The 12576-nt window shown below is 62.9% G+C and carries 9 protein-coding genes; 3 read left to right on the top strand and 6 right to left on the bottom strand.

All coding sequences use genetic code 11. The features are described 5' to 3' along the window. Positions 1–317: 317 nt before the first annotated feature. Positions 318–2423 carry a mechanosensitive ion channel domain-containing protein gene (locus tag P2T68_RS32590; protein WP_069077103.1) on the top strand — a complete coding sequence of 702 codons (2106 nt, stop codon included), beginning with the start codon at positions 318–320 and terminating at the stop codon, positions 2421–2423. Positions 2424–2540: 117 nt separating this feature from the next. Here the strand turns inward: P2T68_RS32590 and P2T68_RS32585 are convergent, their stop codons facing one another. Then, positions 2541–6788: a DEAD/DEAH box helicase gene (locus P2T68_RS32585; RefSeq protein ID WP_277378797.1), complete on the bottom strand. Its 4248-nt coding sequence runs from the start codon at positions 6786–6788 to the stop codon at positions 2541–2543. Between the two features lie 210 nt (positions 6789–6998). Between P2T68_RS32585 and P2T68_RS32580 the strand changes: the two genes are divergently transcribed. Further along, entirely contained in the window at positions 6999–7883 is an 885-nt protein-coding gene (locus P2T68_RS32580) for a sugar nucleotide-binding protein (protein ID WP_277378796.1), read from the top strand. A 137-nt stretch (positions 7884–8020) separates the two neighbouring features. On the opposite strand, the gene P2T68_RS32575 is transcribed toward P2T68_RS32580, so the two are convergent. From P2T68_RS32575 to P2T68_RS32555, 5 genes are all read right to left on the bottom strand, one after another. After that, a complete protein-coding gene (locus tag P2T68_RS32575) occupies positions 8021–8722 on the bottom strand; it encodes an OmpW family outer membrane protein (RefSeq protein ID WP_024077660.1) in 702 nt (233 codons plus the stop codon). Positions 8723–8816: 94 nt separating this feature from the next. After that, positions 8817–9338 carry a DUF3299 domain-containing protein gene (locus P2T68_RS32570; RefSeq protein WP_041161033.1) on the bottom strand — a complete coding sequence of 174 codons (522 nt, stop codon included), beginning with the start codon at positions 9336–9338 and terminating at the stop codon, positions 8817–8819. Between the two features lie 11 nt (positions 9339–9349). Then, positions 9350–10615 carry an ABC transporter permease gene (locus P2T68_RS32565; RefSeq protein ID WP_024077658.1) on the bottom strand — a complete coding sequence of 422 codons (1266 nt, stop codon included), beginning with the start codon at positions 10613–10615 and terminating at the stop codon, positions 9350–9352. A 1-nt stretch (position 10616) separates the two neighbouring features. Next, positions 10617–11327, bottom strand: a complete 711-nt coding sequence (locus P2T68_RS32560) for an ABC transporter ATP-binding protein (RefSeq protein ID WP_193689878.1) — start codon at positions 11325–11327, stop codon at positions 10617–10619. Between the two features lie 70 nt (positions 11328–11397). After that, positions 11398–11997, bottom strand: coding sequence for a DUF2796 domain-containing protein (locus tag P2T68_RS32555; protein WP_024077656.1), 600 nt, complete (start codon positions 11995–11997; stop codon positions 11398–11400). A gap of 131 nt (positions 11998–12128) precedes the next feature. Here P2T68_RS32555 and P2T68_RS32550 point away from each other — a divergent pair, with 131 nt between their 5' ends. Beyond that, complete coding sequence (locus tag P2T68_RS32550; RefSeq protein WP_024077655.1) at positions 12129–12479, top strand: hypothetical protein; 351 nt, start codon at positions 12129–12131, stop codon at positions 12477–12479. Positions 12480–12576 lie beyond the last annotated feature (97 nt).

The raw sequence follows: 12576 nt of genomic DNA, 5'->3' as shown, positions 1-12576 counted from the left end.
GTTTGCTCCCGTGGATGTAGGGTCGAGTGACCTCCGTTTTGGGATGACTGCGATATTTGCGCGAAAGTTTCCGTGGGCCTACAGGCGGTACCCATCCCGGAAAGGCGCGCGGGTTGCCAGCGCGAGCAAAGCCATGGGCATGGCTGCAACTCCGATGGGTTTCAATCAGATGTGCAGTGTCTGGGTTCGGCTGGTGCGGAAAAAGGCAGGGAAGGGCATTTGATCTTTGCCTATAGGGCAAAGATGTCGACACAGGGGAACGATCAGGATTCAAACCCGTCAGTTCCTTACAGACCCTTCTGAAGGAGCTCGGAGTTTTGCTGAATCTCAAGACTGCATTACTGCTCGGCGCGCTGTTGTTTTGCACCAGTGGCGCACTGCAAGCTGCGGCCACTGCGCCTGAAGCCGAAGCGCCGGCCAAGCCGGAGTTGCTGGTCGAAGGCGGATTGCTCGGCGCCATCAGCTCCAGCATGGATGATGTGCAGCAGAAGCTCGATCTCAACCAGAACCTGATAGATGCGTGGCGGTTGCGTGCCGACCGGGCCGCGGATGAAGTCGGGCGCCTGGTGAACCAGACGGCGCAGCGTTCGCCGTGGAGCGTGGCCGGGGATTTCCTGTTGCTGTCCGGGGTGTGGATCGGCGCCTTCGCGTTGTTGACGCTGCTTGGGCGTTTTATCCTGCGGCGCCTTGGGCGGCGCACGTTCTTTGAGCAGCGTGGGCGGCTGCGTGCGGTGCTCGGGTATGTGCTGCCCTATACGATTCCCGCGCTGATCTGCCTGCCGCTGACCCTCTACTTCAGCCACTTCCTACCCACCTCGATAGGCCGCGCGCTGGCGCTGTGTTTTGCCTACGCCACCAGTAGCGGCATCTTCTCCACCTCCATGCTGCTGTGCGTCATCGTCATGTTCAACGTCGGCCACAAGCGCCCGGCGGTGCAGATTATTCGCGACTACTGCCCCAAGCCGCTGTTCCTGATTGGCTTTCTCGCCGCCCTCAGCGACGCCCTGACCAGCCCGCAAATCGCCCGTCAGTTGGGCGGCAATATCACCAGCAGTATTGCGGTGTTGACCGGCTTGTTGGCGGCAGTGATTTTCGCTGTGCTGGTGATACGCCTGCGGCGCCCGGTCGCGCATCTGATCCGCAATCGGCCCCTGGCCCAGCGTCTGAAGCATCCCGCGTTGCAGCAGTCGCTACGGGTGTTTTCCGGGCTGTGGTACTGGCCGATCCTGTTGATGGTGTTGGTCTCAGCGATCAACCTGATCGGTGCCGGCGACGACAATCAAAAAGCCCTGCGTTGCGCGCTGTTTACCACGATCCTGCTGATCGGCACGGTATTCCTCAGCACCGTGCTGCAACACCTGTTCAAATCCCGTAGCCAGGTGGCGATCCAGCGCAGCAGCGCCTACAAGGAGCGCTTCCTCAGCCTGTTGCACGCGATCTTGCGCATCATCATGGCCATCGCGTTTATCGAAATCCTCGGGCGTATCTGGGGTGTGTCGCTGTTCGAATTTGCCCAGCGCAACTCGGTGGGGCGCGCCATCAGTGATTCCCTGAGCAGCATCGGCCTGATCCTGCTGATGACCTGGCTGTTCTGGGTGGTGCTCGACACGGCGATCCAGGAAGCCTTGAAACCGCCGCTAAACAAACGCTCCAGCCGCCAGCCCAGTACGCGGGTGAAAACCATCCTGCCCCTGCTGCGCAATGCGGTGAAAATCATATTGGTGGTGATCTGCGCGATCACCACCATGGCTAACCTCGGTATCAACGTCGCGCCGCTGCTGGCGGGGGCCGGGGTGGTGGGGCTGGCGATTGGTTTTGGCTCGCAGCAACTGGTGCAGGATGTGATCACCGGCCTGTTCATCATCATCGAAGACACCCTGTCGATTGGCGATTGGGTGGTGCTCGACTCCGGTCACGCGGGCACTGTCGAGGGCCTGACCATCCGTACTCTGCGCCTGCGCGACGGCAAGGGTTTCGTGCACTCGGTGCCGTTCGGGCAGATCAAGGCGGTCACCAACCAATCGCGGCAATTTGCCTATGCGTTCTTCTCCGTGCAGTTCACCTACGACACCGATGTGGATAAGGCCGTGGAGCTGATCCGCGAAGCCGGGCAGTCGATCCGGGATGACGTGTTCCTCAAGTACAACCTGCAAGGGCCGCTGGAGGTGTTCGGCGTCGACAAGATGGACCTCAACGGCGTGGTGCTCACGGCGCAGTTCCGTACCGTGTCGGGCGGGCAATATGCGGTGAGCCGTGCGTTCAACCAGCGTTTGAAAAAGCTTGTGGATAACTGTGATGAGGTGCACTTCGCGCAAACTTATCCACAGCAGGTTTTGCTGCCGAAGCGTACATCCCAGGTGGATGAGCCGGATGAAGAGGTGCCGGCGTCGGTGGTGTTGACGGAGCAGCCCAGGTCTCAATGAGGGGGTTGACTGTTCTGGCCTCATCGGGGGCAAGCCCCCTCCCACACTTTGATCTGTGAATGCAATCAAATGTGGGAGGGGGCTTGCCCCCGATGAGGGCTTCAAAGTCACTATGACTCAATGCCTGATCAACTTCTCCAGTACCGCCTGCTGATCCACCTCCAACAACACCTGCTGCTTGCCGGCGACCATCACCGCCGCTGGCAACCCGTCCCGGTACACAAGCCGATTCCCACTCACCGCCGGCACCTTGCTGCCCGGCAACAGCGTGCCCACCAGGTTCAACGGGTCGGCGCCGCACACTGCGATCAAGCTACCGTCATGGGGCCGCCGCCGCACTTCGCGCAGTAACGGGATCGCCTCCGGCAAGGCAAACTGTTCCCCGGCCAAGCCACTGACAAACCGTCCGCCGCGAATCTCACCCCGCGCCTCGAGCCGATGGAACGTGCGCAGCAATTCGCGCCAGCTCGGCAACCAATCCGCCTCGCGCTCCAGCAATCGCCAGAACACCACGCCATAACGCCGCAGCAGGGTCATCGCCACATGTTCCAGCGTCTCGGCGGAGTGCGGTGCGGCCGCTTCCGGCTGGCGCCGAATCAGCGCCCAACGCCCGGCATCGTCCATCCCGCCAACCAATGCGCCGCGCCCACGTCGGCTGCTGCGCGCCTGGCGTTTACTGGCGGGCGTGGTCAGCGCGCGCAGCCCGGCAAAACTGTCGGCATTGACCAGGCCGGCGCCGACCAATTCCTGTAGGGCGCCTTCCAGTTCGCTGCGCAGCAGATGGGCTTCGTGCACCAGTTCGTCGAAAAACAGCGCGCCGTGTTCGCGCAGGGCCAAGTGGACTTTTTGTGCCTTGGGCGACAACGTCGTGCTGTCCGTCTGTTCGGTCAGCCCGCTCCATAGCGGTACCTGGCTGCGCGGCAACAGCACTACCGGGGTGCTGCGCAACGCCATGGCGCCGGGTTTATTGCTCAGGCGTATCCACACCAGCCTGCCGCTGCGGCAGAGGTCATCGAGCCAGGTGGGAGTGTAATCCTTGATCCGCGCACTGAGCAGGTCACTGTCCCAGGCCGAGGCGGCCGCCGCGTAGCCTTCGAACTGCCCGACAATCTGGGGCAACACTGCGCTGCCCTGGCCGCGGGTGCTGTCGGACAGGTGCTGCCAATCGAACAGAAAGCGCATGAAATCCTGCAACGCCACCGGCTCTATTTCCCGGCGCAGGCGCTTGACCGTGTAGCGATGAATCCGCGCGAGCAAGTGCCGTTCGCACCATTGTTCTTCGCCGATGCCGGGACTGAAGTGCCCGCGCAGCACGTAGCCTTCTTGCTCCAGGCGTGCCAGGGCCTGTGCGATGTCGGCCACCGGCAGGCCGAGGGGCGCGGCAATTTCGATCAGCGTCAGCGGGCCGAAGCCAGCCAGGCGCGCACGCAGCAGTTCCACCAGCGCGTCATCGTGAGTCCAGGGCTCATCGAACCCCGGTAGCAGCGGCAGGTGGTTGGGATAAATCGTCTGCACGCAACTCAAGCGCTCCACGGCCACCCAAAGACCGTTCGACAAACAATAAGCGCGGCCACCCTTGGCCAAGGCATGCAGCCACTGCGCCCACTGTGGCGTGACTTCGTGGCTGGCGATGCACGCCAGGCTCATCAACGCCTCATGCATTTCATCCACGCCCTGGGGCGCCGGCCAGGCTTCTTCGCGCACGCCGTCGATGGCCTGCGCGTCCAGCGCACCGAGGTCGTCGGTGCTTTGCGGGTCGCTCCAGCGCCGGTTGAGTACCGCCTGGGTGCGGCGTTCTTCCAGCGGGGCATCGTCGAGAAAGGTGTAGGGGCGCGCGTTGAGAATTTCGGCGGCCATGGGCGAGGGCGCCGGCAAGTCGCGGCTGATCAACCGCACTTCGCCGCGCTCCATGCGCCGCAACAGGGCCAGCCAGGCGTCGCTGTCCATGGCTTCGTGCAGGCAGTCATCGAGGGTCTGTTCCACCAGCGGATGCTCAGGCACTTCGCGTTCGCCTGCGAGGTTTTCCAGGCAGGCGATCTGGTCGGGAAACACGCAGGCGATCAGGTCTTCGCTTTTCATGCGCTGGATCTGGGGGGCCACCTTGCGCCCCCCGGTATAACGCGGCAACGCCAAGGCCACGCCGGCGTTCCAGCGCCAGCGCACACCGAACAGCGGCGCATCAAGCACGGCCTGGATCAGCAGGTGTTCGGCGCTGTGGCTGTTCAAATAGCGCCAGACGTCGTCCAGCTCGAAACTGTGGCTGGTGGACAGCGACAGCACAATCGCATTCTCGCTGGCCGCCGCTTGCAGTTCGAAGTTGAAGGTGCGGCAAAAACGCTTGCGCAAGGCCAGGCCCCAGGCACGGTTGACGCGGCTACCGAACGGAGTGTGGATGATCAACTGGGTACCGCCGGACTCGTCGAAAAAGCGCTCCATGATCAACGTGTCCTGGGACGGCAATGCGCTCAGGGCCAGGCGTGCGCGCGCCAGATAATCGAGGATTTGTTCGGCGCTGGCGCGGTTCAGGCCGAGAGTGACGGTCAGCCAGTCGTGTGCACCTTGCAGGTCGCCGGGGGTGGCGCTGAGCAGCGTGTCCAATTGCCCCTGCAAGCGCGCCACCGCGGCGGATAATTCGTTGCTGCGCCCCGGTGCCTCGCCCAGCCAGAACGGAATGCTTGGCGGCTGGCCGTGGGCGTCTTCGACCCGCACCTTGCCGGCCTCGACGCGCAGGATGCGGTAGGACGTATTCCCGAGCTGGAAGATATCCCCAGCGATACTTTCCACCGCGAAGTCTTCGTTGACGCTGCCGATATTCAGGCCCTGGGGTTCGAGCAACACGCTGTAGTCGGCGTTGTCGGGGATGGTGCCGCCGCTGGTCACTGCGGTGAGTCTGGCGCCCCGGCGGCCGCGCAAGGTGCGCGTCAAGGCGTCGCGGTGCAGGTAGGCGCTGCGAATGCCCTGGCGACCGTTGTAGCCCTCGCTGAGCATCTGCAACAGCGCCTGGTAATGGTGGTTATCCAGCGCGGCGTAGGGCGCGGCGCGGTGGATCAGGTCGAGCAGGGCCTGTTCCGACCATTCCTGGGCGCTGACCTCGGCGATGATCTGCTGGGCCAGTACGTCCAGCGGCGCAATCGGGATATGCAAGGTGTCGAGTTCGCCCCGGCGCACGCAGTCGAGCAGCGCGGCGCATTCGATCAGGTCGTCGCGGGTGGTGGCGAACAGGCGCCCCTTGGGTGTGCCGCCAACCTGGTGCCCGGAGCGGCCAACGCGTTGCAGAAACCCGTTGATGGAACCCGGCGAGCCGATCTGGCACACCAGGTCGACATCGCCGATATCAATCCCCAGCTCCAGGGACGCGGTGGCGATCAGTACTTGCAGGGTGCCGGCCTTGAGGCGTTGCTCGGCGTCCAGGCGCAGCTCCTTGGCCAGGCTGCCGTGGTGGGCGGCCACTGCGCTCTTGCCCAGGCGCTCGCTCAAGTGCCGGGCCAGGCGTTCGGCCAGGCGCCGGGTGTTGACGAAAATCAGCGTGGTGCGGTGTTCACGGGCCAGGGCGGCGAGGCGGTCGTAGACCAGCTCCCACACATCGTTGGCCATCACCGCCGACAGTGGCACCGGCGGCACTTCGATATCCAGGTCGCGGGGGCGGGCGTGGCCGATATCGACGATGTCGCACAGGCGCTCGCTGCCCACCAGAAAGCGCGACACGGCCTCGATGGGCTTTTGCGTGGCGGACAGGCCAATGCGGGTCAGCGGCTCGGCGCACAAGCCTTGCAGGCGCTCCAGGCTCAAGGCCAGGTGGCTACCGCGCTTGCCGGCGGCGATGGCGTGGATTTCATCGACAATCACCGTGCGCGTGCTGGCGAGCATCTGCCGGCCGGAGTCCGAGCCCAGCAGCACATACAGCGATTCCGGTGTCGTCACCAGGATATGCGGCGGGCGCTTGCGCATCAGTGCGCGGTCTTTTTGCGGGGTGTCGCCGGTGCGCACGGCGGTGCGGATCGCCAGCGGTGGCAAGCCCAGGCGCTGCAGATGGTCGGTGATCCCGGCCAGCGGATTTTGCAGGTTGATCTGGATATCGTTGGACAGCGCCTTGAGCGGCGACACGTACACCACCAGGGTTTCATCCGGCAACTGCCCGCCGTTGGCCAGGCCTTGGTGCACCAGGTCATCCAGTACGGCCAGGAAGGCGGTCAGCGTCTTGCCGGAACCGGTGGGCGCGGCGATCAGCGTCGAGCGGCGCTGGCGGATTAACGGCCACGCCTCGGCCTGGGCCTGGGTCACCGAGGGAAAAGTACTACGGAACCAGGCGCTGACGGCGGGGTGGAAACCGTTCAATACCGTGTCCGTTGATTCAGGAAGGTTCATAAAACAATCCTACCTCATTGGGGCCGCCGCGCAGACCAACGCGGGGCAAGCCTGCTCACCGCCGTCCAACAACGTGCAACCCCGCACTTTATAAGTGACGGTTGCGCTACAAACCCGCAAAATGCAACGATTCTGGCAACTACCCACAGCATCGCTCACAAGGCGGCTGACAATAACCATCGTTCCAAACAGACCGGGCCTGCTCAATCTATGCGAATGCGCCTTATGTTACTGGGCGGCGGGAATGCCCTCGGGCAGGCGCTGATTCGCCTCGGTGCAGAGGAAGACATCGGTTTCCTCGCACCCAAACCGCCCCAAGACGGCTGGGATGCCGCAAGCCTCACCCAATTGCTCGACGACACCCGTCCCGATGCGTTGATCAACCTCGCCTACTATTTCGATTGGTTCCAGGCAGAGGCGGTCAGCGAAACCCGCCTGGCGTCCCAGGAGTATGCGATCGAACGCCTGGCCGAACTATGCCAGCACCACACCATTACCCTGCTGCAACCGTCCAGCTACCGCGTGTTCGATGGCTCCCGCGCCACCGCCTACAGCGAAAAAGACGAACCGGTGCCCCTGGGCCTGCGTGGCCAGGCGTTGTGGCGGATCGAACAAAGCGTGCGCGCCACTTGCCCGCAACACGTACTGCTACGGTTCGGCTGGCTGCTGGACGACAGCGTCGACGGCACCCTCGGGCGTTTTCTGGCCCGTGCGGAGAAAGCGGGGGAATTGCTGATGGCAGACGACCGGCGCGGCAATCCGACCCCGGTGGACGATGCCGCGCGGGTGATCCTTTCGGTGCTCAAGCAACTCGATTGCGCGGCGCCGCTATGGGGCACCTATCACTATGCCGGCCATGAGGCGACCACCCCGTTGGCGCTGGGCCAGGCGATTCTTACCGAAGCGCGTCACTTTCATCCGCTGGCGATCGAATCGCCCACCGCCCAGGCTCATGCGGCACGGCCGGATGCGGGCGACGAACCGCAACATGCGGTGCTGGCCTGCAAGAAAATCCTGCATACCTTTGGCATCAAGCCACGGGCGTGGCGGGCCGGGTTACCGGCGTTGCTGGACCGGTTCTACCGCCGCGGCTGACACCACACAAAGCAAAAATGTGGGAGGGGGCTTGCCCCCGATAACACGGTGTCAGTCAACCGATTCATTGACTGATCCACCGCTATCGGGAGCAAACCCCCTCCCACATTGGTTGTGTGGCGTTTGTTCGATTTCGCTTAGAACTTGTAGCCGATACCGACCATGTAGACCAATGGGTCGACATCGACATCAACCTTGGCGCGAGTGCCTGGGGCCACTCCGTTGTTTTCAACGGTGGCGGTGGTGCTGATGTCGATGTAGCGCACCTGGCCGTTGATCATCCACTTATCGTTGATCATGTAGTCGGCACCAATTTGCGCGGCCCAGCCCCAGGAGTTATCGGCCTTGAAGTTGCTGAAGCCAGCTTGTTGGGCGCCGCTGCTGACGTGTTCGTCATAGATCCAGGTGTAGTTGATACCGGCACCCACATACGGTTGGAACGCCGACTTGCTGTCCAGCGGGTAGTACACAACGCTCAGGGTTGGCGGCAGGTGTTTCAGGGTGCCGAGTTTGCCGTTGGCGGCGCTGAGAGCCGTGTTCTTGAGCTTCACATCATGCTCGAACGGGGTAGCCGCCAGCAGTTCGATACCCCAGTGGCTGGTGAACATATAGGCGAAGTTCAGACCCAGTTGCGTGTCGCTGTCCATGGTCGCCTTGCCGCCCAGGTTGGTACCGGCCAGCGGGCCCTGGTCTACCTTGACACTGCCGCTGTCGGCCTTCGGGTTCACGGTAATTGCACCAGCGCGAACCAGAATGTCGCCCGCTTCGTGAGCGTGGGCTACGGGGGCCGCGAGGGCGAGCGCGAAGAGGGACGCGCCGAGCAGAGACTTGTTGTTCATGGGAGCTCCAAGGGACGTTTAAAAGTTGTACGTCCAATGGTAAAGATCGTTCCGTTCGGACTTTTGACTCAGCTCAATGAAAGGGTGATAAGCGTTATTCCGGCAGTTCGTAGAGGTAAATCTTCTCGGCATCCATCTGGTAGCCGGCGTCCGCCAGCTCACTGGACGACGGCTTGACCTGCATCGCCCCTTCGATCCAGTACGGCTGGTACAGCTCATCGAGCTTCACCCCAACCTCACTTTTCACGTGCACGATCTGGTTCGACGGCGGCGGCGGCACGTGGATGCACGCGCCGAAATACGGCACCAGTAAGAACTCGGTGGTACGGCCTTCCTCGCTGACTTCCAGCGGCACGATGTAACCGGGCAGGCGAATATGCTGGCCGTCGAGGCTTTGCACCACCGGCGCATTGGGCAAGTCCTGCTTGGCCGCAGGCGCCGCTTCGACGGACAAGGCATCGGCCATGTTCGACAGGTCGTGCAGCGGTTTCATGTTGGGGATTTCCGGCGGCGCGTCCGGCGGGATCATCTCCTGCCAGGATAGATCCCTGGGCTGATCCTCCGCCCAGGCGGGCACAGCCACCAGCAGCAACAACGCAAACAGAGCGCGACGCATCGAAGCCTTCCTCATAAACGTATGGACAGGCCGTCGGCCAAAGATTGTCGATAGGCACGCCAGGCGGGCACGCTGCCCATCAACAGTGCCGCTGCAAGGATACCGGCCAGTAACGTCCACTCATATTCGCTCGGCCAGGACATCGGCAGGTCCAGGCCGTAATTGGCCTGTAGATATCCGCGCGACGCGGCGATGCATACATACAGCAAACCCACGCCGGCGATCACACCGGACAGCGCCAGGGCGAAGGCTTCGAAGATCAGCAGCGTCGCAATGTGCCAGGGCCGCGCGCCCACCGAACGCAGGATCGCCATTTCGCGCCGACGTTCGTTGAGGCTGGTGAGGATCGCTGTGAGCATGCCGATCAAACCGGTCAGCACCACGAACAGAGAGATTACGAACAGCGCCTTTTCAGCGGTGCCCATCATGCTCCATAGCTCTTGCAGCGCCACGCCGGGCAGGATCGCCAGCATCGGCTCGCCACGGAATTCATTGATCTCCCGTTGCAGCGCAAAGGTGGAAATCTTGTTGTTCAGGCCAAGCATAAAGGCGGTGATGGCTTGCGGGGTCAGGTCCATGTTGCGTGCCTGGTCGGCGCTGATGCGGCCTTTGCCCTGGGCCGGCACGCCGTTGTGCCAGTCGATATGGATCGCCTCCATGCCGCCGAGGCTGATATGCAGCGTGCGGTCCACCGGCGTGCCGGTGCGCTTGAGAATACCGACCACGGTGAACGGTTTGTCGTCGTGCTTGACCAGGCTGACCGCTGCCACGCCATGGGCCAGCACCAGTTTGTCGCCCAGCTTGTAGTGCAGTGCATCGGCCACTTCGGCACCTAGCACCACTTCGAACGGGTCGGTGGCGAAGGCACGGCCGCTGGCCAGTTCGAGGTTTTGCTTGCGCCCGTACTGATAGTGCTCGAAGTACGATTCGTTGGTGCCCATCACGCGGTAGCCGCGGTGGGAGTCGCCGAGGGAAATCGGGATCGCCCATTTCACCTGGGGGTTGGCGGCGAAGTGTTCGTAGCTGTCCCAGCGGATGTTATTGGTGGCGTTACCGATGCGGAACACCGAATACAGCAGCAGGTTGACCGAACCGGAGCGCGCGCCGACGATCAGGTCGGTGCCGCTGATGGTGCTGGCGAAACTGTTGCGCGCCTCAACGCGCACGCGCTCCACCGCCAGCAGCAGGCACACCGACAGGGCGATGGCGAAGGCGGTGAGGATCGCGGTAAAGCGACGGTTAGCCAGGCTGGCCATGGCTAGACGAAACAAATACATCTCAAACCTCTGCGGGCGTGGCGGCGCGATTGAGTTCGGCCAGCGACAGGTTGCGATCGAACAACGGCGCCAGGCTCTGGTCATGGCTGACAAACAACAGGCTGGAACCGGCTTCGCGGCATTCGGCGAACAACAGCTGGATGAAGGCTTCGCGGGCGTCGTAGTCGAGGGCCGAGGTGGGCTCGTCGGCGATCACCAGTTCTGGTTGGCCGATCAGTGCGCGGGCGGCGGCGACTCGTTGTTGCTGGCCGATGGACAACGAATCGGCGCGGCGTTCCAGCAGGTCGAGGTCTTTCAGGCCCAGGTGCGCCAGCAAGGTCGCGGCGGCCTGGTCGATGCTGCCGTGACGCTGGATCGCACGTTGCGCGCGCAGCTTGGAAAAGTGGCACGGCAGCTCGACGTTCTCGCGCACCGACAGGAACGGCAGCAGGTTGAACTGCTGGAAGATATAGCCGGTGTGGTCGACGCGAAAGCGATCACGGGCACCGGCCGAAAGGTCGGTCAGCTCCTGCCCGAGCAGGCGGATGCTGCCTCGGCTGGGCTTCTGCACACCGCCCAGCAGGCCGAGCAGGGTGGTCTTGCCACTGCCGCTTGGGCCCTTGAGGAACAGGGTTTCACCCGCTTCCAGGCGGAACGCGGGGATGTCCAGCAACAGGGGGTGACCGGGCCAGTTGAAGCCCAGGTCGGACAGTTCGATGAGCGCTTGAGTCATGGGAAATCAGTATCGCCTGCTAACGAGGTTACGAAAAATGGCGCCGATCGCCTGTGGGGGCGCATTCCAATCAGAACTTCAGGGTAGCTGCCTGCGGCGTCGCTTCAACACCTTGCTGGCCGCTTGGGCCGATCAGTTGTACCTGGATTTTTTGGGTGGCGGGGAAGGTCTTGAACACTTGCGTCAGGTCGAGATTGCTCAGGGCGGTCGGCGTGGCGCAGGTGAACTGGTAGTGGGCGTGGATTTCGCTGTGGTCGTGATGATGCTCATGGGCGCCGTCTTTGGCGTCGTGATCGTCATCGTCATCATGGTCCGCTTCCGGCTTGTCGCCGAACAGCGGGCTGTTCAGTTCCTGGGTGCTGATCACGCAGCCAGCGGCCTTGGGCAGGTTGAACAGGGCCAGCGGGTTTTCCAGCTGTTTGCGCGCGGCGGCGACCTTGGCTTTGTCGGCGGCGCTGGTTGCCGCATGTTCGAAGCCCACCAGGTTCATCGCCGGGCTGTCCAGTTCAAGTTCCAGGGCCTGGCCGTCGAGGACTGCGTTGAGGCGGCCAACCCCGTGTTCATGAGCACCGAGGCTGCCGTGCTCATGATCGTGGTCGTGTTCATCCGCGGCGTGAGCGACGGCCAGTGGCAACAAGGCGAACGGCAAAGCAAGCATCAGACGGCGCATGACAAGGCTCCAGAACATGAAAGTTTTGTTATGTGATCTTATAACAATAGTTGGCAGAGTTTGACCGTCCGCTTGGCGTTGCGCAAGCCGCATGGGAGCATGCTCGTCAGAAAAATGCAGGAGTAAGGACGATGTTGCGAATTCGTGGAACCGTCGGCGACCTGCCGGTGGATTTGACCCTGGAGCTGGATGATGGCGATTGGGCGCGACTCGGCGCGCAGCTACAGGCGACGCCAGTGAACAGCGCGGCGGCCGCACCGGTTGCTCCGGTCAAGCACAATGATGACCTGTGGCAACACGCCCAGGACCTCTTGCGTCATGCCGGGCAGCTCAATGGCCTGGAGCTGCTCGACCAGTTGGAAGGTTTGGCGGGGGATGCCTCGGCGGGCAAGCGTCTGCTGGTGCGCCTGCGCCATAGCGCCAAGGTCAAGGTGAGCAGCGGCGGGGATACGCCGCTCTATACCTGGATTGAGCCCTTGTAGGCGCAAGCTTGCTCGCGAAAGTCGTTAACGATAACGCGGGTATTCTGGATGAACGCGGCGCCCTGGCGTTTTTCGCGAGCAAGCTCGCTCCTACAGA

This window comes from Pseudomonas sp. G11, assembly GCF_029457515.1.
Taxonomy (GTDB): Bacteria; Pseudomonadota; Gammaproteobacteria; order Pseudomonadales; family Pseudomonadaceae; genus Aquipseudomonas; species Aquipseudomonas gorinensis.
The sequence above is the reverse complement of the archived record's forward strand: the minus strand, read 5'-3'. Positions and strand labels throughout refer to the sequence as shown.